This is a genomic window from Pantoea sp. SORGH_AS_0659 (assembly GCF_031453915.1).
GTDB classification, from domain to species: domain Bacteria; phylum Pseudomonadota; class Gammaproteobacteria; order Enterobacterales; family Enterobacteriaceae; genus Pantoea; species Pantoea leporis.
Genome location: NZ_JAVJAK010000001.1, coordinates 2,667,432 through 2,689,156, shown reverse-complemented (window position 1 = coordinate 2,689,156; position 21,725 = coordinate 2,667,432). Strand labels below are relative to the sequence as shown.

22 protein-coding genes are annotated in these 21,725 nt (G+C 55.0%); 19 read left to right on the top strand and 3 right to left on the bottom strand.

What is annotated here, in order from left to right; all coding sequences use genetic code 11:
- Positions 1–7 precede the first annotated feature (7 nt).
- From flgG to flgL, 6 genes are all read left to right on the top strand, one after another.
- Complete coding sequence (gene flgG, locus Q3H59_RS12680) at positions 8–790, top strand: flagellar basal-body rod protein FlgG (RefSeq protein WP_007885801.1); 783 nt, start codon at positions 8–10, stop codon at positions 788–790.
- A 60-nt stretch (positions 791–850) separates the two neighbouring features.
- The gene (locus Q3H59_RS12675) at positions 851–1,561 is read left to right on the top strand and encodes a flagellar basal body L-ring protein FlgH (protein ID WP_097094260.1); all 711 of its coding nucleotides are present in this window, start codon (positions 851–853) and stop codon (positions 1,559–1,561) included.
- A gap of 12 nt (positions 1,562–1,573) precedes the next feature.
- The gene (locus Q3H59_RS12670; protein ID WP_309835183.1) at positions 1,574–2,680 is read left to right on the top strand and encodes a flagellar basal body P-ring protein FlgI; all 1,107 of its coding nucleotides are present in this window, start codon (positions 1,574–1,576) and stop codon (positions 2,678–2,680) included.
- A complete protein-coding gene (gene flgJ / locus Q3H59_RS12665) occupies positions 2,680–3,621 on the top strand; it encodes a flagellar assembly peptidoglycan hydrolase FlgJ (protein ID WP_192413667.1) in 942 nt (313 codons plus the stop codon). Before Q3H59_RS12670 ends, flgJ begins: the two co-directional genes overlap by 1 nt.
- A gap of 118 nt (positions 3,622–3,739) precedes the next feature.
- Complete coding sequence (flgK, locus tag Q3H59_RS12660) at positions 3,740–5,383, top strand: flagellar hook-associated protein FlgK (protein ID WP_309835180.1); 1,644 nt, start codon at positions 3,740–3,742, stop codon at positions 5,381–5,383.
- Between the two features lie 18 nt (positions 5,384–5,401).
- Positions 5,402–6,370: a flagellar hook-associated protein FlgL gene (gene flgL, locus Q3H59_RS12655; RefSeq protein WP_137385556.1), complete on the top strand. Its 969-nt coding sequence runs from the start codon at positions 5,402–5,404 to the stop codon at positions 6,368–6,370.
- 170 nt (positions 6,371–6,540) lie between these two features.
- On the opposite strand, the gene rne is transcribed toward flgL, so the two are convergent.
- Both rne and Q3H59_RS12645 read right to left on the bottom strand, forming a co-directional pair.
- A complete protein-coding gene (gene rne / locus Q3H59_RS12650; RefSeq protein WP_309835177.1) occupies positions 6,541–9,804 on the bottom strand; it encodes a ribonuclease E in 3,264 nt (1,087 codons plus the stop codon).
- 64 nt (positions 9,805–9,868) lie between these two features.
- Positions 9,869–10,075, bottom strand: a complete 207-nt coding sequence (locus tag Q3H59_RS12645; protein ID WP_101760841.1) for a hypothetical protein — start codon at positions 10,073–10,075, stop codon at positions 9,869–9,871.
- Positions 10,076–10,376: 301 nt separating this feature from the next.
- On the opposite strand from Q3H59_RS12645, the gene rluC reads away from it, so the two are divergent.
- Complete coding sequence (gene rluC / locus Q3H59_RS12640) at positions 10,377–11,333, top strand: 23S rRNA pseudouridine(955/2504/2580) synthase RluC (RefSeq protein WP_137385558.1); 957 nt, start codon at positions 10,377–10,379, stop codon at positions 11,331–11,333.
- Between the two features lie 11 nt (positions 11,334–11,344).
- Here rluC and Q3H59_RS12635 read toward each other — a convergent pair whose 3' ends face one another.
- Positions 11,345–11,929: a nucleoside triphosphate pyrophosphatase gene (locus Q3H59_RS12635; RefSeq protein ID WP_309835174.1), complete on the bottom strand. Its 585-nt coding sequence runs from the start codon at positions 11,927–11,929 to the stop codon at positions 11,345–11,347.
- Between the two features lie 140 nt (positions 11,930–12,069).
- Between Q3H59_RS12635 and yceD the strand changes: the two genes are divergently transcribed.
- The 12 genes from yceD (at position 12,070) to holB (ending at position 21,724) form a co-directional block, all read left to right on the top strand.
- Positions 12,070–12,591 (top strand): 23S rRNA accumulation protein YceD, encoded by a 522-nt coding sequence (gene yceD, locus Q3H59_RS12630; RefSeq protein WP_007885785.1) that lies wholly within the window; start codon positions 12,070–12,072, stop codon positions 12,589–12,591.
- 14 nt (positions 12,592–12,605) lie between these two features.
- The gene (rpmF, locus tag Q3H59_RS12625; RefSeq protein ID WP_007885783.1) at positions 12,606–12,776 is read left to right on the top strand and encodes a 50S ribosomal protein L32; all 171 of its coding nucleotides are present in this window, start codon (positions 12,606–12,608) and stop codon (positions 12,774–12,776) included.
- A gap of 26 nt (positions 12,777–12,802) precedes the next feature.
- Positions 12,803–13,843, top strand: a complete 1,041-nt coding sequence (gene plsX / locus Q3H59_RS12620; protein WP_008103068.1) for a phosphate acyltransferase PlsX — start codon at positions 12,803–12,805, stop codon at positions 13,841–13,843.
- Entirely contained in the window at positions 13,844–14,797 is a 954-nt protein-coding gene (locus Q3H59_RS12615) for a beta-ketoacyl-ACP synthase III (protein WP_110865925.1), read from the top strand. It abuts the gene before it with no gap.
- A 16-nt stretch (positions 14,798–14,813) separates the two neighbouring features.
- Positions 14,814–15,746, top strand: coding sequence for an ACP S-malonyltransferase (gene fabD, locus Q3H59_RS12610; RefSeq protein WP_110865926.1), 933 nt, complete (start codon positions 14,814–14,816; stop codon positions 15,744–15,746).
- Positions 15,747–15,756: 10 nt separating this feature from the next.
- A complete protein-coding gene (gene fabG / locus Q3H59_RS12605) occupies positions 15,757–16,491 on the top strand; it encodes a 3-oxoacyl-ACP reductase FabG (RefSeq protein ID WP_007885776.1) in 735 nt (244 codons plus the stop codon).
- Positions 16,492–16,644: 153 nt separating this feature from the next.
- Entirely contained in the window at positions 16,645–16,881 is a 237-nt protein-coding gene (gene acpP / locus Q3H59_RS12600; RefSeq protein ID WP_101760835.1) for an acyl carrier protein, read from the top strand.
- A gap of 86 nt (positions 16,882–16,967) precedes the next feature.
- The gene (fabF, locus tag Q3H59_RS12595) at positions 16,968–18,209 is read left to right on the top strand and encodes a beta-ketoacyl-ACP synthase II (protein WP_101760834.1); all 1,242 of its coding nucleotides are present in this window, start codon (positions 16,968–16,970) and stop codon (positions 18,207–18,209) included.
- Between the two features lie 75 nt (positions 18,210–18,284).
- A complete protein-coding gene (gene pabC / locus Q3H59_RS12590) occupies positions 18,285–19,097 on the top strand; it encodes an aminodeoxychorismate lyase (RefSeq protein ID WP_192413662.1) in 813 nt (270 codons plus the stop codon).
- Entirely contained in the window at positions 19,094–20,113 is a 1,020-nt protein-coding gene (gene mltG, locus Q3H59_RS12585; protein WP_192413661.1) for an endolytic transglycosylase MltG, read from the top strand. The genes pabC and mltG overlap by 4 nt, the downstream gene beginning before the upstream one ends.
- Positions 20,103–20,738, top strand: coding sequence for a dTMP kinase (tmk, locus tag Q3H59_RS12580; protein WP_101760831.1), 636 nt, complete (start codon positions 20,103–20,105; stop codon positions 20,736–20,738). Before mltG ends, tmk begins: the two co-directional genes overlap by 11 nt.
- Entirely contained in the window at positions 20,735–21,724 is a 990-nt protein-coding gene (gene holB / locus Q3H59_RS12575; RefSeq protein WP_210080518.1) for a DNA polymerase III subunit delta', read from the top strand. The genes tmk and holB overlap by 4 nt, the downstream gene beginning before the upstream one ends.
- The last annotated feature ends 1 nt before the right edge of the window (position 21,725 follow it).

Sequence of the window (21,725 nt, the reverse complement as noted above, 5' to 3'; positions counted from 1 at the left end):
AAACACCATGATTCGTTCTTTATGGATCGCCAAAACCGGTCTTGACGCTCAGCAAACCAACATGGACGTCATCTCCAACAACCTCGCGAACGTAAGTACCAACGGCTTTAAACGTTCGCGCGCGGTATTCGAAGATTTGATGTACCAAACCCTGCGTCAGCCGGGCACGCAGTCGTCAGAGCAAACCACGCTGCCGTCTGGTTTGCAGATAGGTACCGGTGTGCGTCCTGTCACCACTGAACGTCTGCATCAGCAGGGTAACCTGTCGCAGACCAGCAACTCGAAAGACGTGGCGATTAACGGCCAGGGTTATTTCGAAGTGCAGATGCCGGACGGCACCTCGGCGTATACCCGTGATGGTTCATTCCAGGTTGACCAGAACGGTCAGCTGGTGACTAACGCCGGCTATCCGGTACAGCCAGGCATCACTATTCCGGCCAACGCCACCAGCATCACGATCTCGCGCGATGGCGTGGTGAGCGTAACGCAGCAGGGCCAGACCAACCCGGCGCAGGTCGGTCAGCTGACGCTGAGCACCTTTATGAACGATGCGGGTCTGAACAGCCAGGGTGAAAACCTCTATCAGGAGACACAGGCATCCGGTGCGGCGACGCAGAGTACGCCAGGCCAGAACGGCGCGGGTCTGCTGTATCAGGGTTATGTCGAAACCTCGAACGTCAACGTGGCGGAAGAGCTGGTCACCATGATTCAGACGCAGCGTGCCTACGAGATCAACAGTAAAGCGATCAGCACCTCCGATCAGATGCTGGCGAAGTTAACCCAGCTGTAATGCTGGTGTCGTTGGGCCAGCTCTGCTGGCCTGATTAAGCAACATGAAGAAGGTCAAAAAGTGGCGAAGCAAGTGATTCTCAAGCCTGGTCATTGGTTGGTAGCCACGCTGCTACTCACGCTTAACGGTTGTGCGCTGGTTCCGCGCACACCACTGGTACAGGGATCGACTACGGCAGAGCCGACGCCATCCGCACCGCCGGTGGTGAACGGTTCCATTTTTCAGGGCGTCGCACCGCTGAACTACGGCTATCAGCCGCTGTTTGAGGATCGTCGTCCACGCAACATTGGCGATACATTGACGATCACCTTGCAGGAAAACGTCAGCGCCAGCAAAAGTTCTTCGGCCAATGCCAGCCGCGATGGCAGCAACAGTTTTGGTGTGACGGGTGTACCAACCGGCCTGAGCGGTCTGGTGGGTGCCGGTGGCGAAAAAGCCACGCTGGATGCCAATGGCAAAAATGACTTCGCTGGTAAAGGTGGCGCGACAGCCAACAACACCTTTACGGGCACCATCACCGTCACCGTCAATCAGGTGTTGTCGAACGGCAACCTGCGCGTGGTGGGTGAGAAACAGATCGAAATTAACCAGGGCACCGAATTTATCCGGTTCTCGGGCGTGGTTAACCCACGCACCATCAGCGCCAGCAACGCGGTGCTGTCAACGCAGGTGGCCGATGCACGTATTGAGTACGTCGGAAATGGTTATATCAATGAAGCGCAGACGATGGGCTGGTTCCAGCGTTTCTTCCTGAACGTCTCGCCGATGTAAGAGGTAGTAACAATGAATATGACGACTCTGCTCCGCCTGAGCCTTGGCATGCTGCTCGGTTTCAGCTTACTGGCGCATGCTGACCGCATCCGCGATCTAACCTCCGTGCAGGGCGTGCGCGACAACCAGCTGATCGGTTACGGTTTGGTGGTGGGCCTTGATGGTACCGGTGACCAGACCACGCAAACGCCGTTCACCACCCAAACCGTGAGCAATATGCTCTCCCAGCTCGGCATTACTGTGCCGGCTGGCACCAATATGCAGCTGAAAAACGTGGCGGCCGTGATGGTGACCGCTAAGCTGCCAACCTTTGCGCGTCAGGGGCAAACCGTTGATGTGGTGGTTTCTTCGCTGGGTAACGCCAAGAGTTTGCGCGGCGGTACGCTGCTGATGACGCCGATGAAAGGCGTCGATAACCAGGTTTATGCGCTGGCGCAGGGTAACATTCTGGTCGGCGGTGCCGGCGCTTCTGCCGGTGGCAGCAGCGTGCAGGTTAACCAGCTGAACGGTGGCCGCATTACCGGCGGTGCCACGGTAGAGCGTGAACTGCAGAGCAACTTTGGTAGCCAGAACACCATTAACCTGCAGCTGAATAACGAAGACTTCAGCATGGCGCAGCGCATTGCCGACGCCATCAACAGCCGTGGGATTGGTTCGGCGCACCCGCTAGATGCCCGTACCGTGCAGATTCGCGTCTCGCCTAATAACAGTTCTCAGGTGCGTCTGCTGGCCGAAATTCAGAACCTTGATGTTGCGGTGCCGCTCGAAGATGCCAAGGTGATTATCAACTCACGTACCGGTTCGGTGGTGATGAACCGCGAAGTGACGCTGAACACCTGTGCGGTGGCGCAGGGCAATCTGTCGGTTACCGTCAATCAGCAGCAGAACGTCAGTCAGCCGGATACGCCGTTGGCGGGTGGGCAGACTGTGACCACCAACAATACCCAGATCGATCTGCGTCAGAGTGGCGGCGCGCTGCAACGGGTTAACGCCAGCGCCAACCTCAATAATGTGGTACGTGCACTGAATGCGCTGGGTGCGTCACCGATTGAGCTGATGTCGATTTTGCAATCGATGGAAAGCGCAGGCTGCTTGCGCGCCAAACTGGAAATTATCTGATGAACGATACGCAATCGCTGGTGAATGCGGCGTACGACAGCCGCTCGCTGAACGACCTGAAACGCGAAGCCGCCGCCGACCCGAAAGGGAAGGCGATGCAGGTGGCCAAACAGGTGGAAGGGATGTTCGTGCAGATGATGATGAAAAGCATGCGTGCAGCGCTGCCGCAGGATGGCCTGCTGAGCAACGATCAGACGCGGCTTTTCACCTCGATGTACGATCAGCAGATTGCGCAGGACATCGGCAAACGTGGTCTCGGCATGGCCGATATCATCGTTAAGCAGATGCAGCCCGCTCAGGAGCCGGACGAAACCGCCGGTACGGTGCCGATGAAGCTGGATAACAGCTTCATCTATAGCAACCTGCCGTCGAATCAGTTGGAGCAGATGGTGCGTAAGGCGGTGCCGCGTTTGCCGGTCTCGCCCAGCAGTTTGCCGAGCGACAGCAACGACTTTATCGCGCAGCTGGCGCAGCCGGCGCAGGTCGCCAGCCAGCAGAGCGGTATTCCGCATCACCTGATTCTGGCGCAGGCCGCGCTGGAATCCGGCTGGGGCCAGCGACAGATTCTGACGCGTGACGGCAAGCCGAGTTACAACGTGTTTGGCATTAAGGCGAGCGGCGACTGGAAGGGCGAAACCACCGATATCATGACCACCGAATACGAAGGCGGGGCAGCGAAGAAAGTGCGCGCCAGTTTCCGTGTGTATGGTTCCTATATGGAAGCGCTCAGCGATTACGTCAAACTGCTGTCCAATAATCCTCGTTATGCCGCCGTTGCCAACGCACCGAGTGCCGAGCAGGGCGCGCGTGCCTTGCAGGCCGCCGGTTACGCTACCGATCCAAAGTATGCGCAGAAACTGGTGGGAATGATCCAGCAATTCAAAAACATGGGCGAAAAAGTGGTGAAGGCGTACAGCAACGACATCACCGATTTGTTCTGATTTTTGCTCTCAAGTTTCACTTAAGCACGCCGATAACAATCACATGCCGCGGGCGTTCTCGTCCGCGCAATCGCACTGATGACTGCCAGCCCGGTTAACGGGAAATTAAGGAACCGAGATGTCCAGCATAATAAACTCAGCGATGAGTGGGCTGAGCGCCGCACAGGCTGCATTAAGCACCACCAGTAACAACATCAGTAATTACACGGTAGCGGGCTATTCGCGTCAGACGGCGATTTTGTCGCAGTCGAACAGCACCTTGCAGGGCAACAACTATTACGGCAACGGTGTAACGCTCTCCGGCGTACAGCGTGAGTATGACGAGTTCATTACTGCGCAATTGCGTGGCTCCAGCGCCAACTACAGCGCAGTGAACACGCAATACAACCAAATTTCCAACATTGACGATCTGCTGTCGACGTCGACCACCAGCTTGTCGACCTCAATCCAAAGCTTCTTCACCAACGTGCAGAACGTGGTGAGTAACGCCAACGACCCGTCGGCGCGTCAGTCAATGCTGAGCTACGCCCAAGGCCTGGTGAACCAATTCCAGACCACCGCGCAATATCTCAATAATATGCAGAACAGCGTTAATACGGATATTGCCTCGAACGTCGATCAGATCAACACCTTCACCAGCCAGATTGCCGACCTGAACAGCCAGATCGCCAAGCTGACCACCGGCGGTGGCGCGGCGCCGAACAATTTGCTGGATCAGCGCGATCAGCTGGTGAATAGCCTGAACAATGTGGTGGGCGTGAACGTATCCCAGCAGGACGGCAGCTATATTGTCTCGATGGGCAGTGTGACGTTGGTGAATGGTAAAAACTCCACCAGCTTAGTGGCGATGCCGTCCAGCAGCGATTCAACACGTACCACTGTCGGTTATGTCGATAAGCAGGCAGGTAACGTTGAGATCCCTGAGAAGACGCTAACCACCGGTTCACTCGGCGGTTTGCTGGCGTTCCGCACCCAGGATCTGGATACCGCGCAAAATCAGCTCGGCCAGTTAGCGGCAGCGTTCACCACCAGCTTCAATACTGTGCACAGCGAAGGTTATGACAGCAACGGCGACCAGGGGGGCAACTTCTTTAATATCGGTTCGCCAACCGTGGTGGGTAACAGCAAAAATACCTCAGCGGCTACCGTTACGGCGGCATGGTCAGACACCAGCGCGATGAAAGCCTCTAACTACACCGTAAGTTATGATGGCAGCAACTGGTCGGTGACCCGCATGTCTGACAACGTGAAGTTTAGCGTTACGCCAGATGCGACCGACGGCACCCTCAACTTTGATGGCCTGAAACTGACGGTGAGCACCTCACCCGCGCCTAACGCGAAAGACAGTTTCCTGGTCAAACCGGTCCAGAACGTCATTGCGGGCATGTCGATCGCGATCACCGATGAGTCGCAAATTGCTGCGGCATCCAGCGCAACCAGCGGTGAAAGTGATAACCGTAACGCGCAGAAATTGTTGGATCTGCAGGATAGCAAGCTGGTGAATGGTAATGCGACCATCGCCCAGGCTTACGCCAGCATTGTCAGCACCGTCGGTAATAAAACCAGTACATTAAAAACCGCGAGCACCACCCAGGAGAACGTGGTGACACAGCTCAGCGATCGCCAGCAGTCAGTATCGGGTGTCAACCTTGATGAAGAGTATTCGAATCTGACTAAGTATCAGCAGTTCTATATGGCGAACGCGCAAGTGCTGCAAACGGCGAGTACCATTTTTAATGCGCTGATGGGCATCCGCGGCTAAGCATAGAGGATAAAAACCATGCGTCTTAGTACCAATATGATTTTCAACCAGCAGGTGCGCGGGATCACCGATTCGCAAGCCTCCTGGTTAAAAGTGGGTGAGCAACTCTCTAGCGGACTGCGCGTCAGCAATCCTTCAGATGATCCTATCGCCGCCTCACGTGCCGTCGTGCTTTCGCAATCGCAGGCGAAAAGTACCCAATATGCCACGGCACGCAGCTTTGCCGATCAGAGCTTGTCGATGGAAGAGAACGCACTCTCCAGTGTGACCAGCAGCATCCAGGATGCGCAAACCATGATTGTGTATGGTTCTACCGGTACGCTGAGCGACGATGACCGTGCTTCCATTGCCACCAAATTAGAAGGCATTCGCTCGCAATTACTTAACCAGGCCAATAGCCGTGATGGTAACGGACGATACATTTTTGCGGGCTATCAGACTGATGTCGCGCCTTTCAGCGATGCCGGTGCGCCGGCCGGTGTCACTTATGTGGGTGGCGCGGATGCCATTACGCAGAAAGTCGATGATGGTCGCACGATGGCGGTGAGTAGCACAGGATCGTCAGTGTTTATGTCGATAACCAGCAACGCGAAAGCCGAGCCGGACGGCAGTGCCAGCGAGACCAATCTGTTTAACATGCTCGATAGCGCAATTGCAGCGTTAAAAACGCCGCAGGATGATGCTGATGACGCAACCAAGCAGGTTTTCCAGGATGCCATGGATAAAACCAACCGTGGCTTGAGCAACTCCTTGAACAACGTGCTGGCAGTGCGTTCAGCCGTGGGCTCACAGCTGGCTGAACTCGATACGCTGGACGCGCAGGGTGATGACCGTGACACCATTATGGCATCGCAAATGACGGATCTGGTGCAGGTTGATTACACCCAAGCCATTTCAAGCTACACCATGCAACAAACGGCCTTGCAAGCTTCGTATAAGACCTTCACAGATATGTCGAAGCTGTCACTGTTCCAGCTTAATTCGTAATTGACCTGAACCTTTGAGCGTACTTTAACCGGGTGCGCTTAGTTTCTCCCACCGCCTTTTGGGGCTGTGGGATTTTTTTTGCCTGTTATTCAGGTCGCCATAAATGCCGCCTGCAGGCAATAAAAAACCCCGGACTGGCCGGGGTTTGATGTTGACTGACTTGCCAGAGGTTACGCGCTTTCCGGACGGGTTGCCGGTGCGGTTGCCTGATGCGTCGCGCTGTGACCACCGGCTGAGCCGCGGCCCTCGAAGCCAAAGGCTGGACGGACCCAGTCGCTGTTGCGAACCGGTTCAGGTTCCCACGCCGGTGCCGGTGCTTTGGTCATCGGTGCGGTAGCGTGATGCTTGAAGCGCGTCTCAACCGTGGTTACTGCGGTATCACGTGCCGCAACCGGCGCATGAGGTTCAGTGACTGGCGTGACTTCGGCTTCAGCGGCGACTGGCGCAGCCAGCACGTCTTCAACCTGAGCTTCAACGGCTGGCGATACATCGATCGGCGCCTGTTCAGCAACTGCAGCCACTTCGCTTACTTCAGGCTTCGCTTCTTCAGCCACGGCAGCCGGTTCCGCTTCAGCCGCGGTTTCCTGAGCAACCTGTTCGTCAGCAGCAGAGATCACTGATGGCTCTTCGTTAACGGGCGCGGCAATCGGCGTGACGTCATCCGTATTCACCACGGGCACATCGGTGTGCGCCTGCGGTTCAACCTGATGTACGGCTTCTTCAGCGGCAACCTGCTCAACGGCCGGTTCAACAGCGGCAGCGGGTTGAGTCTCGGTATCAGGTGTTTGCTGGTAACCGTAATCCGACACTTCATGCATCGCATCTTGCGTGCTGTACTCTTCCTGCGCTTGCGCAACCGGGTAAGAGATCCACACTTTGCCTGACGCCATTTCTGGTGAAGCAGCAGCAGATTCCAGCGGCATTGCAGACTGCGTTGGGTAACGCTCGTCACGATAGCGACGACGACGCTGACCGCTTACGCGCAGATGACGCGGTGAACGACGTGAACGGCGCGGCATATTGGCGCTATCACGGTTATCGCTATCATCTTGCTCGTCATTGCTGGCTTCAGGATGCTCTTTGTACTGAGCACGCGGCGCAGTTTCAACGGCAGCATCATGAACCACCGGCGCTTCGACAGTGATGTCAGGCGTTTCGCCAACACGCACGCGCTGTGACAGCTGACGCTGCTTACGACGTGGCATGACCTGAACGCGTTCTTCTTCGTGCTCAACGTTTTCGTCAACCGCAGGCGCCTGAACAACCGGTTCAGCGGCTTTCTGATCCTGCTGCTGAGCACGTTTTTCTTCCTGACGACGACGCTGGCGATCGGCACGCTGTTCGCGGCGCTGTTGCTGCTGCTCGTCACGTTGCTCAAGCGCTTCATCGCTCAGCACTGGACGCGCTTCACGCGGCTCGTTCTGGCGCTTATTGCGACGGTTGTCCTGATTATCACGCGGTTCGCGGGCTTCACGTGGCTCACGTGCTTCACGCGGCTCGCGCGGTTCACGACCTTCGCGCACCTGACCGTTCTCGCCATTACGCGGCGTACGTTCACGACGGTTGTTGCGACGGTTATTATTGTTACGACGTTCGCCACGCTGCTGGGTGGTTTCAGATTCAGCGGCAACAACGGCTGGGGTTTCCTGCTTAGTTTCAGCAGGCGCCGCAGCGGGCGCATCACCGGCAAACAGTTTCTTCAAGCCACTCAGCAGGCGAGCCACGAAACCAGTGTTGGTTACTGCAGGCGCAGCAACTGCTGGTTTGGTTTTCACTTCTGCTGCTGGCTGAGACTCTTTCACCACTTCAACCGGCGCAGGCGGCGCATCAGGCATCGCGAAGGCGGCCAGTGCTGGCTGCTCCGGACGACGACGCTCAGCGTGCTCTTCTTCAGAAGGCAGCGCCATTTCCGCTTCGTGCAGTTTCGGTAAGTGATAGCTCAGCGTTTGCGTCTCTTCGCCAGTGCGAACACGCAGTACCGAGTAGTGTGGCGTTTCCATCTGATCGTTCGGCACGATGATGGCACGCACTCCGCCCTGGCGTTTTTCAATGGCGCTAACGGCATCACGCTTTTCGTTCAGCAGGTAAGAGGCGACCTGAACCGGAACAATGGCATGCACTTCTTTGGTGTTGTCTTTCAGCGCTTCTTCTTCAATCAGACGCAGAATAGACAGCGACAGCGATTCGTTATCACGGATGGTGCCGGTTCCGCTGCAGCGTGGGCAGACGTGATGACTGGATTCACCCAGTGACGGGCTCAGACGCTGACGCGACATCTCCAGCAAGCCGAAGCGTGAAATGTGGCTAATCTGAATACGCGCACGATCCTGACGTACTGCTTCACGCAGGCGGTTTTCCACCGCGCGCTGGTGGCGTACTGGCGTCATGTCGATGAAGTCGATAACAATCAGGCCGCCGAGATCGCGCAGACGCAATTGGCGTGCAATCTCATCGGCCGCTTCCAGGTTGGTGTTGTACGCGGTTTCTTCGATATCACCGCCGCGAGTAGCGCGTGCGGAGTTGATATCAATCGCCGTCAGGGCTTCGGTGCTATCGATAACAATCGATCCGCCTGATGGCAGACGCACTTCACGCTGAAAGGCGGATTCAATCTGCGATTCGATTTGGTAGTGGCTGAACAGCGGGATTTCACCGGTGTAGAGTTTGATTTTGCTGCTGAAGTCCGGACGACCCAGTGCAGCAATGTGCTGACGGGCCAGTTCCAGTACTTTTGGATTATCGATAAGGATTTCACCGATATCCTGACGCAGATAGTCGCGGAAGGCGCGCACGATAACGTTGCTTTCCTGATGGATCAGGAAAGGCGCTGGGCGGCTGTCTGCGGCTTTCTTAATGGCTTCCCAGTGCTTCATACGGAAGCTGAGATCCCACTGCAGTGATTCGGCAGATTTACCCACGCCCGCAGTGCGGACGATCAATCCCATGCCGTCTGGAAGTTCCAGTGCGGAAAGTGCTTCTTTTAATTCGGTACGGTCGTCGCCCTCAATGCGGCGTGAAATACCACCGGCACGTGGGTTGTTCGGCATCAATACCAGATAGCTACCGGCCAGGGAAATAAAGGTGGTGAGTGCTGCACCTTTATTACCGCGTTCCTCTTTATCAATTTGAACGATAACTTCCTGACCTTCACGCAGCACATCTTTGATATTCGGACGACCATGTGCGTTGTAATTGGCGGGGAAGTATTCGCGGGAAATTTCTTTCAGAGGGAGGAAACCGTGACGTTCTGCACCATAATCGACAAATGCAGCTTCAAGGCTGGGTTCAACGCGGGTGATTTTACCTTTGTATATGTTGGCTTTTTTCTGTTCGTGTCCAGGACTTTCAATATCCAGATCGTACAGACGTTGTCCATCAACCAGGGCAACGCGCAACTCCTCCTGCTGAGTTGCGTTAATTAACATTCTTTTCATCGTGACTTACTCGTTATTCTCACATGAGTGATCTAGCTGCGGGCATCGTTACCCTGGACGAGAATCAACCGATGGCCCCGTGTCTTAATGCACTGACGTCAACCTCACGGTTGTCGGCGGCTAAAGGGGCGCAAATCTTGTCGGTGGCCTGTTTTTCATAAGGAAATCCAGCGCCTGAAGGTGGAAATGTTACAGAGTATTCAAAAATCCACACATCCTGGTCTGTCGTCCAGGCCGCAACCCGCAGCCCGCTAAGTGCCTGATTTAACATTACGTCTTACGCCATTGCTGCGTGTCCGTTAAATCCGGCAAAATGACTTATTTCGCTCTTTTTCCTGCCTGAATCTTTCCAGGGCAGAAACCCCTGCATTATTCCATTGCTAACTCACATTAAGCAAGGCGACTTTTGCCAAGCTGAGAAGTTTATTCATCCATAACCTGTTCATTTGCAGGGCTAATCATCGCATCGCTGAAAATGTCGCCATTTTCACCGTTTCAATACGCGACAAAGAGAGAGTTAAGCACAGAAAAAGGGGTGGCGCTATCCAGGTACACTAATTAGAATCGCCGCCATGAAAACAGAGAATCCCGGCGTACAGTATGTCGCCATCACGGCTGAAAATGCCGGTCAACGAATTGATAACTTTTTGCGCACCCAGCTCAAGGGCGTGCCGAAAAGCATGATTTACCGCATTTTGCGTAAAGGCGAAGTACGGGTAAATAAAAAGCGCGTGAAACCGGAATATAAGCTGGAGGAGGGCGACGAGCTGCGTATTCCGCCGGTGCGGGTTGCCGAACGCGAAGAGAATACGGTTTCGCCGAAACTGGATAAAGTGGCGGCGCTCACCAATGCCATTCTGTATGAAGATGATTACCTGATGGTGCTGAATAAACCGTCGGGCACTGCGGTGCACGGTGGCAGCGGATTGAGTTTTGGCGTGATTGAAGGGCTGCGTGCGTTGCGTCCGGAAGCGCGTTTCCTTGAGTTAGTCCATCGTCTGGATCGTGATACTTCTGGCATTCTGCTGGTGGCGAAGAAGCGTTCTGCTTTGCGCTCGCTGCACGAGCAACTGCGTGAAAAGGGCATGCAGAAGGATTACCTGGCGCTGGTGCGCGGTGACTGGCCGTCGCATCTGAAAGTGGTGCAGGCTCCGCTGCTAAAGAACATTTTGCAGAGCGGCGAACGCGTGGTGCGCGTGAGTGCGGAGGGCAAACCTTCCGAGACGCGCTTTAAAGTAGAAGAGCGTTTTGGTTTCGCGACCTTAGTGAAAGCCAGCCCGGTAACGGGCCGTACCCATCAGATTCGTGTGCATACGCTGCACGGTGGCCACCCGATCGCTTTTGACGATCGTTACGGTGACCGTGACTTTGATGCACAGCTGGGTTCGACGGGCTTGTCGCGTCTGTTCCTGCATGCGGCTGCGTTGACCTTTACCCATCCCAACACCGGAGAAGTGCTGCGGATGGAAGCGCCACTGGATGGCGCACTGAAACACTGTCTTGCACAGCTGCGTCAGAAGAAAGACTGATTGAAGGGGCATCAACACAATGCGTTGATGCCCACCGCTCTTAACATCTCATTTAGCGCGATCAGCGGTAAGCCAATCAAGGTATTAGGATCGCGACCTTCTAGCCTGTCAAATAAACAAATCCCCAATCCTTCGCTTTTAAAACTGCCGGCGCATTGTAGCGGCTGTTCCTTTTCGACATAGCCGCGAATCTCTTCGGCACTCAACTCGCGGAAATGCACGGTAAAGGGTTCGCAAATAACCGATTGGGTGCCGCTCTGCGGTTGCAGAAGCGCCAGGCCGGTATAAAAGGTGATGGCGTTACCGCTGGCGGCCGCGAGTTGCTGGCAGGCCTTCTCCACGCTATGCGGTTTACCGGTTATCTCGCCATTCAATACACAAACCTGATCGGAACCGATAATCCAGCGGTCCGGGTAACGTGCGGCCAGCGCCTGCGCTTTGGCTAATGCCAGCCGCTGCACCAGCTCGGAGGCTGATTCGTGAGGCAGCGGGGATTCGTCGCAATCGGGAGCGGCGGTAATAAAAGGCAGGCCCAGTTTGCTTAGCAGCGCCTGACGAAAAGGGGAGGTAGAAGCTAAAACCAAAGGTGTCGTCATTTTTTTTCAGAATAGATAGCGTAAAGATGACAGTCATTTTAAACTATGCGCCGCACTGGATGCGACTAACGGGTGAAAGATGCCGTAAACCGGCCTTTTTCTTTGACTCTATGACGTTACAAAGTTAATATGCGCGCCCTATGCAAAAGGTAAAATTACCCCTGACGCTCGATCCGGTCCGCGCCGCGCAAAAACGCCTTGATTATCATGGTGTTTATGCACCTGAATTGGTGGCGCGCTTGGCCGAAACGGTCGTGAGTGTGGACAGTGAAGTTGAATGCGATATGTCGTTTGCGGTTGATAACCAGCGCCTCGCCGTTCTGCAAGGAACAGCCGAAGTGCAGGTGACTCTGTCATGTCAACGCTGCAACCAGTCGTTTCCACGTCATGTTCACGTAAGCTATTGCTTCAGTCCTGTCTCTTCTGATGAACAGGCCGAGGCACTACCGGAAGCCTACGAGCCAGTTGATGTCAATGATTTTGGTGAGATCGACTTGCTGGCAGTGATCGAAGATGAGCTCATCCTCGCGCTGCCCGTGGTTCCGGTGCATGATTCTGAACACTGTGAAGTGTCCGACGCGGACATGGTATTTGGTCAATTGCCTCCAGAGGCAGAAAAACCAAATCCCTTTGCCGTATTAGCCAGTTTAAAGCGTAAGTAATAGGAGTAAGGTCCATGGCCGTACAACAGAATAAACCAACCCGTTCTAAGCGTGGTATGCGTCGTTCACACGATGCGCTGACCACTGCTGCTCTGTCAGTAGATAAAGTTTCTGGCGAAACTCATCTGCGTCACCATATCACTGCGGATGGTTACTACCGCGGTCGCAAGGTTATCACCAAGTAATCCTCGCGATTACACAAGGCGATACCTTGACACGTTTGACCCTGGCAGTTGATGCCATGGGCGGGGACTTCGGTCCTTGCGTGACAGTGCCTGCAGCCTTGCAGGCACTGGCCTCTCATTCGGAGCTGGTTCTTCTTCTGGTCGGCGATCCCGACATCATCTCGTCATTTCTTGCCAAAGCGGATTCCTCGTTACAGAGGCGTGTGCAGGTTATTCCTGCCGAATCGGTTATTGCAAGTGATGCCAAACCTTCTCAGGCGATTCGTAACAGCCGCGGCAGCTCCATGCGTGTGGCGTTAGAGTTGGTCAAAGAGGGGAAAGCACAAGCCTGTGTCAGTGCGGGAAATACCGGCGCACTGATGGGCCTGGCGAAAATGCTATTAAAACCGCTGGATGGCATTGAGCGTCCGGCGTTGATGACGGTGTTGCCGCATCAGCAGCATGGCAAAACGGTGGTGCTGGATCTCGGCGCTAACGTTGAATCCGACAGCGCCATGCTGGTGCAGTTTGCGATCATGGGCGCAGTGATGGCCGAAGAAGTGTTGGAGATCGCCCAGCCGCGTGTTGCGCTGCTGAATATTGGTCAGGAAGAGACCAAAGGATTGGAAACAATCCGCGCCGCATCTGCGGTGCTGCGAGCGTCACCGCAAATCAACTATATTGGATATCTTGAGGGGAACGATCTCCTCACCGGCAAGACGGATGTGCTGGTTTGTGATGGCTTCGTTGGTAATGTCACGTTGAAGACCATGGAAGGCGTGGTAAGAATGTTCCTCTCTCTGATTAAATCGTCAGAGGAAGGAAAAAAACGGGCCTGGTGGCTTACATTGCTGGGACGCTGGATTCAAAAGCGTCTGGCGAAGCGTTTCGGCCATCTCAACCCCGACCAGTACAATGGCGCTTGTCTGTTAGGATTGCGCGGGACAGTGATCAAAAGCCACGGTGCGGCGAATCAACGTGCATTTGCCGTGGCGATAGAGCAGGCAGAGCAGACGGTGCGAAAGCAAGTCCCTGAAAGGATTGCGGCGCGCCTTGACACTGTATTAGCCAGGAGTGACAAAGCGTAGATGTTTACCAAAATTATCGGTACGGGCAGCTATTTGCCTGAGCAGATTCGCTCCAATGCGGATCTGGAAAAAATGGTCGAGACGACGGACGAGTGGATTGTCACCCGTACCGGCATCCGTGAGCGTCGTATTGCCGCTCCGGAAGAAACCGTTGCTACTATGGGCTTCACCGCAGCACAGCGCGCGTTGGAAATGGCGGGTGTGAATGCGAGCGAAATTGGCCTGATCATTGTGGCGACCACCTCTTCCAGCCATGCCTTCCCAAGTTCAGCATGCATGATCCAGCAAATGCTGGAGATTAACGATTGCGCTGCCTTCGATTTGGCCGCTGCTTGTGCGGGCTTCACCTATGCACTGAGCGTTGCCGATCAATACATTAAAAATGGTGCGGTAAAACATGCGCTGGTGATCGGTGCAGACGTGCTGGCACGTACGCTCGATCCTAACGATCGCGGCACCATCATTCTGTTTGGTGATGGCGCGGGCGCGGTGGTGCTGAGTCAAAGCGAAGAGCCAGGCATCCTTTCTACCCATCTGCACGCCGACGGCCGTTACAGCAAACTGCTGACGCTGCCGTATCAGGATCGTGCCCATCAGGATGAGCCTGCTTATCTGACGATGGCGGGGAATGAAGTCTTCAAAGTGGCCGTGACTGAACTGGCGCACATTGTGGATGAAACTCTGCAAGCCAACAATCTTGATCGTGAAATGCTCGACTGGCTGGTGCCGCATCAGGCGAATCTGCGCATTATTAGCGCAACCGCCAAAAAGCTCGGTATGGGCATGGAGAAAGTTGTGGTCACGCTGGATCGTCACGGTAATACCTCGGCCGCGTCAGTGCCAAGTGCACTTGACGAAGCGGTGCGCGATGGCCGTATCAAGCCGGGACAACTGATTCTGCTGGAAGCCTTTGGTGGCGGTTTCACCTGGGGTTCTGCGCTGGTTCGCTTTTGATTGACAGGAACGAAAGATGACGCAATTTGCTTATGTTTTCCCAGGACAGGGATCGCAGACCGTCGGCATGTTAGCCGAGCTGGCCGCTGAAAACCCGCAGGTTGAAGCCACTTTCCGTGAAGCTTCTGACGCACTGGGCTATGACTTATGGCAGCTGGTCCAGCAGGGACCAGCTGAAGAATTGAATAAAACCTGGCAGACACAGCCTGCGCTGCTGGCGGCTTCTGTTGCCATCTATCGCGTATTGCAGAGCAAAAATGCGGTGCAGCCAAGCATGATGGCCGGTCACAGCCTTGGTGAATACTCGGCGCTGGTTTGTGCCGGTGTGCTGAATTTCGCTGACGCCATTAAATTGGTTGAGCTGCGCGGCAAACTGATGCAGGAAGCGGTACCGGAAGGTACTGGCGCTATGCAGGCGATTATCGGTCTGGATGATGCATCCATCCGAAAAGCCTGCGAAGAGAGCGCTCAAGGCCAGGTGGTTTCGCCGGTTAACTTCAACTCGCCGGGCCAGGTGGTTATCGCGGGCAACAAAGAAGCGGTTGAGCGTGCCGGTGCAGCCTGTAAAGCTGCCGGTGCCAAACGTGCATTGCCGCTGCCAGTCAGCGTGCCATCGCACTGTGCGTTGATGAAACCTGCTGCCGATAAGCTGGCAGTGGCGCTCGAAGCGATCACCTTTAGTGCGCCTTCGGTGCCGGTGGTGAATAACGTCGACGTGAAGTGTGAAACTGAAGGTGCTGCGATTCGAAGTGCGCTGGTCCGTCAGCTGTATAGCCCCGTGCGCTGGACCGAATCGGTCGAATTTATTGCTGCGCAGGGCGTTGAGCAGCTGCTGGAAGTCGGTCCAGGTAAAGTTCTGACCGGTCTGACCAAACGTATTGTGGATAGCCTGAGTGCCGCTGCGGTGAACGATTCTGCTTCACTGAGCGCTGCACTTACCCAGGAATAAGAGGAAAAACATGAGCTTTGAAGGTAAAGTAGCGCTGGTTACCGGTGCAAGCCGTGGAATTGGTCGCGCCATTGCGGAAACGCTGGCTGCGCGCGGTGCCAAAGTGGTGGGAACCGCCACCAGTGCAAGCGGTGCGGAAGCAATCAGTGCTTACCTCGGCGACAAGGGCAAAGGCCTGCTGCTGAACGTTACTGATGCCGCCTCAATTGAGAGCGTCCTCGAACAAGTTCGCGCCGAATTTGGCGAAGTGGACATTTTAGTCAATAATGCAGGCATTACGCGTGACAATCTGTTGATGCGCATGAAGGACGATGAGTGGGCGGATATCCTTGATACCAACCTGACATCTGTCTTCCGTCTTTCTAAGGCGGTTATGCGTGCCATGATGAAAAAACGCGTGGGCCGTATCATTACCATCGGTTCTGTAGTTGGGACCATGGGTAACGCGGGTCAGGCAAACTATGCGGCAGCAAAAGCAGGTTTGATTGGCTTTAGCAAATCACTGGCGCGAGAAATTGCGTCACGTGGCATTACTGTAAACGTCGTGGCCCCGGGCTTTATCGAGACGGACATGACGCGTGCACTGAACGAAGATCAACGTTCGGGTATTTTGGCAGAAGTTCCCGCAGGTCGTTTAGGTGACCCGCAGGAGATTGCCAATGCTGTTGCATTCTTAGCCTCTGACGAAGCAGCCTATATCACGGGTGAAACGCTTCATGTCAATGGCGGCATGTACATGGTCTGATAATCACGAAAACATTTGCTTTATCTACGGTAAACACCGCAGAATAACGCAAAATCGTGGTTCGACCAGCCGGGATTTTGTTGCATCTTTTTCAACATTTTATACACTACGAAAACCATCGCGAAAGCGAGTTTTGATAGGAAATTAAATAGTATGAGCGATATCGAACAACGCGTTAAGAAAATCGTAGCTGAGCAGCTGGGTGTTAAAGAAGACGAAGTGATTAACACTGCTTCTTTCGTTGAAGACCTTGGTGCAGATTCTCTTGACACCGTTGAGCTGGTAATGGCTCTGGAAGAAGAGTTTGATACTGAAATTCCAGACGAAGAAGCTGAGAAAATCACTACCGTTCAGGCAGCGATCGACTACATCACTAGCCATCAAGGTTAATGAATATCTTCAGGCGGTCACCTCGACCGCCTGAGTTTTATGTTTGCCCCACATAGCGTTATTTTTTCCCTCCCTGGAGGACGTGCGTGTCTAAGCGTCGTGTAGTTGTGACTGGTCTTGGCATGTTGTCTCCTGTCGGCAATACCGTAGAGTCTACCTGGAGTGCTCTCCTTGCCGGTCAGAGCGGCATTAGCCTGATCGACCATTTTGATACTAGTGCCTACGCAACGCGTTTTGCGGGCTTAGTAAGAGATTTTAATTGCGATGATTTCATCTCGCGCAAAGATCAGCGCAAGATGGATGACTTCATCCAATACGGCATCGTTGCTGGTATTCAGGCTATGGCAGACTCCGGTCTGGTCGTAACCGATGAGAATGCTGGTCGCATTGGTGCGGCAATCGGTTCTGGTATTGGCGGACTGGGTTTAATCGAAGATAACCACAGTTCGCTGGTCAACGGTGGACCGCGCAAAATCAGCCCATTCTTCGTGCCTTCAACCATCGTCAACATGGTTGCTGGTCATCTCACCATCATGTACGGCCTGAAAGGTCCAAGCATCTCTATCGCAACTGCCTGTACGTCTGGTGTGCACAACATTGGTCATGCAGCGCGTATCATTGCGTATAACGATGCTGATGTGATGTTGGCGGGTGGTGCGGAGAAAGCCAGTACGCCACTTGGTGTCGGTGGTTTTGGTGCTGCTCGTGCGCTCTCCACGCGTAATGACAATCCTCAGGCGGCAAGCCGTCCGTGGGATAAAGATCGTGACGGTTTCGTGTTGGGTGACGGTGCTGGCATTGTCGTACTGGAAGAGTACGAACACGCTAAGAAACGTGGTGCGAAGATTTATGCTGAGATCATCGGTTTCGGCATGAGCAGCGATGCTTACCACATGACGTCACCTCCGGAAGACGGTTCAGGTGCAGCCGCGGCGATGGTTAACGCGCTACGTGACGCGCAGCTGAACGCTGAGCAGATCGGTTATGTCAACGCGCATGGCACCTCGACGCCAGCCGGTGACAAAGCGGAAGCGCAGGCGGTGAAATCGGTGTTTGGTGCGGCAGCTCACAGTGTTATGGTCAGCTCTACCAAGTCGATGACTGGCCACCTGTTGGGTGCGGCGGGTGCAGTAGAAGCGATTTATTCGATTCTGGCGCTGCGCGACCAGGCGATTCCACCGACCATCAACCTCGACAATCCTGACGAAGGTTGCGATCTGGACTTCGTGCCGCATACGGCGCGCCAGGTCAGCGGACTGGAGTACACCTTGTGTAACTCCTTCGGATTTGGCGGCACTAACGGCTCGCTGATCTTCCGCAAGGTTTAATCGCTCCTCAGCCATACAGAGGCCCGCAATGCGGGCCTTTTTTATATTTTTAACGGGCTAATCAAGGCGGCCAGCATGTGGATAAACGGCATACCGCAAACCGAGCTTTCAGCACGCGATCGCGCAGTGCAATTTGGTGATGGCTGCTTTACCACCGCCGCGGTGATTAACGGCCATGTTGTGATGCTGGATGCGCATCTGCAGCGGCTCAAAGAGGGCTGTGCAAGGCTAATGATGGATGCGCCGGATTTAGTTCAGCTCGCTACAGAAATGCATAATGCCGCTGCGGGACACACACAGGCGGTGCTGAAGGTGATCGTGACGCCGGGCGCAGGCGGACGCGGTTACAGCCGCGCAGGCTGCCACTCACCTACGCGCATTCTTTCGCTCTCGCCGTGGCCGCAGCATTACGCCACGTTGCAACAGCAGGGCGCTGTGCTCCACACCAGCCCAATACGTCTGGCGCGCAATCCGTTGCTGGCCGGCGTAAAACACCTAAATCGCCTTGAGCAAGTGCTGATTCGCCAGCATCTTGACCAGACGGGCGGTGACGAGGCGCTGGTGCTTGACACTGGCGGGACGGTGGTGGAATGCTGTGCGGCCAATTTGTTCTGGCGTAAGGGCAACAATGTTTTTACGCCGCAGCTTGAGCAGGCTGGCGTGGATGGCATTATGCGTCGTTATCTGATGGCGCAGATGGCCGCAAATGGCCAGACTTGTCAGCTGATTGATGGCAGCAGGGACGACGTATTGAACGCCGATGAAGTGGTGATATGTAACGCCCTGATGCCCGTTTTACCCGTGCGACAAATTGACGACGTTTCATTTACCGCACGCTCGCTGTATCAGCAACTGCGCGCCAGTTGCCCGACGATGGAAGTATCATGACTCGAATGAAAAAAATTCTCGCAGGCGTTGTAATTGTCGCAGGACTCACAGCCGCCTTTGGCTATTGGCAGATTGAACGTTTAGCTGATACGCCCTTAACACTGCAGCAAGAAACCATTTACACCTTGCCCGCTGGCAGCGGTCGCGTGGTACTGGAAGCGCAACTGGAAAGTCAGAAGATCATTCCGCAAAGTATCTGGTTTGGGCCGCTGCTGAAACTGGAACCGGAACTGGCACGTTTTAAAGCCGGTACCTATCGCCTGGAAACCGACATGACGGTGCGCCAGCTACTGCAACTGTTGGCCAGCGGTAAAGAAGCGCAGTTCCCGGTGCGTTTTATTGAAGGTTCGCGTCTTACCGAGTGGTTAGCCGAGCTACGCAAAGCGCCATACCTGAAACACACGCTGAGCGACGATCAATTTGCCACCGTTGCCGCCGCGCTTAAGCTTGATGTTAGCCAGCTGGAAGGCAGTTTCTATCCGGATACCTATCTCTATACCGCCAATACCAGCGATGTAGCGCTGCTGGAGCGTGCCCACGCGCGCATGAACAAGCTGGTCGATGAGATTTGGCAAGGACGCATGGAAAATCTGCCTTATAAGAAAGCGCAGGACATGGTCACTATGGCGTCGATCATTGAGAAAGAGACTGGCGTGAGCGAAGAGCGCGCGCGCGTGGCGTCAGTGTTCATCAATCGACTGCGGACTGGAATGAAGCTGCAGACCGATCCCACGGTGATTTACGGCATGGGCGACAGCTACACCGGCACGCTAACGCGTAAAAATCTGGAAACGCCGACCGACTACAACACTTATACCATTAGCGGTTTGCCGCCGGGACCGATTGCGATGCCGGGCCGTGCTTCACTGGAAGCGGCTGCGCATCCGGAAAAAACCAACTACCTCTATTTTGTCGCGGATGGCAAAGGTGGACACACCTTTACCACCAATCTGGCCAGCCACAACAAAGCGGTGCAGGTTTACCGGCTGGCAATGAAGGAAAAAAATGAAAAGTAAGTTTATCGTCATTGAAGGCCTGGAAGGTGCAGGCAAAACCACCGCACGCGATGCGCTGGTTGCCGTGCTGCATGAGCACGGCATTAATGATGTCGTCTTCACGCGCGAGCCCGGCGGTACGCCGCTGGCGGAACAATTGCGTATATTGGTCAAGCAGGGCATAGACGGCGAGCAGGTGACCGATAAAGCCGAGCTGCTGATGCTGTACGCGGCGCGCGTGCAGCTGGTAGAGAACGTCATCAAACCGGCGCTGGCACGCGGTGCCTGGGTGGTGGGCGATCGCCACGATCTCTCTTCCCAAGCCTATCAGGGCGGCGGACGCGGACTGGATGCGCAACTGATGACCACGCTGCGTGATGCGGTGCTGGGCGATTTCCGTCCCGATCTCACACTCTATCTCGACGTCACGCCAGAAATTGGATTGCAGCGCGCCCGCGCACGCGGTGAGCTGGATCGCATTGAGCAGGAATCATTGCGCTTCTTCGAGCGTACGCGTGAACGCTATCTGACCTTAGCTGCTCAGGATCCCTCGATACTCACCATTGATGCGACGCAAAACATTGCAAACGTGACATTGTCACTTCAACGCACCTTGCGTAGCTGGCTGGCAGGCCAATCCGCATGAATTGGTATCCGTGGTTGAATCAGCCTTATCGACAAATTATCGCCCGTCATCAAAGCGGCCAGGCGCATCACGCCTTGCTGGTACAAGCCATTGCAGGCATGGGTGACGATGCGCTGATTTGGGGCGTGAGCCGTTGGTTGATGTGTTTACAGCCGGAAGGATTGAAAAGTTGCGGCCATTGCCACGGCTGCCAGTTAATGCAGGCGCACACGCATCCCGATTGGTATCGCCTGGAAGCCGAAAAGGGGAAATCTTCGCTCGGTATTGATGCGGTGCGCGACGTCACTGAAAAGCTGTATCACTTTGCCCAGCAGGGCGGCGCAAAAATCGTTTGGTTGCCCGATGCTGCGCAGCTGACGGAAGCCGCCGCCAACGCATTATTGAAAACGCTGGAAGAGCCACCGGCCAATTGCTGGTTTTTCCTCAGCGTGCGCGAACCTTCACGCCTGCTGCCTACGTTGCGCAGTCGCTGTATGACGTGGCATCTGTCGCCGCCGGAAGAGGCGCATAGTTTGCAATGGCTGCAGAAACAGCAACCGCAGCCGGAAGAGAAGCTGCGCGCTGCCTTGCGTTTGAGTAATGGCGCACCGGCCGCCGCCTTGACGCTGTTGCAGCCCGAGCGCTGGCAGGCGCGTGAAACGTTGTGTGAAACGCTGATTAAAGCGCTCAACGGCGATGTGCTGCAGCTGTTACCCGCGCTAAACAGTGAAGATGTGGCCGTACGTCTCAGCTGGCTGATTTCACTGCTGGTGGATGCGATGAAAGTGCAGCAGGGCGCAAGTCAGTGGCTGAGCAACGGTGATCATCCGGATGTGGTCACACAGTTGGCGCAAAGAATGAACAGCAGTGCGCTCAACAGCAGCGCGCAGCAATGGATGCAGTGTCGCGAACAGCTGTTGCATGTCGCCGCACTCAACCGTGAATTAATGTTGACCGATCGTTTACTCGCCTGGGGACGTTTACTGACTCCGGCAACGGTCGGCTAAG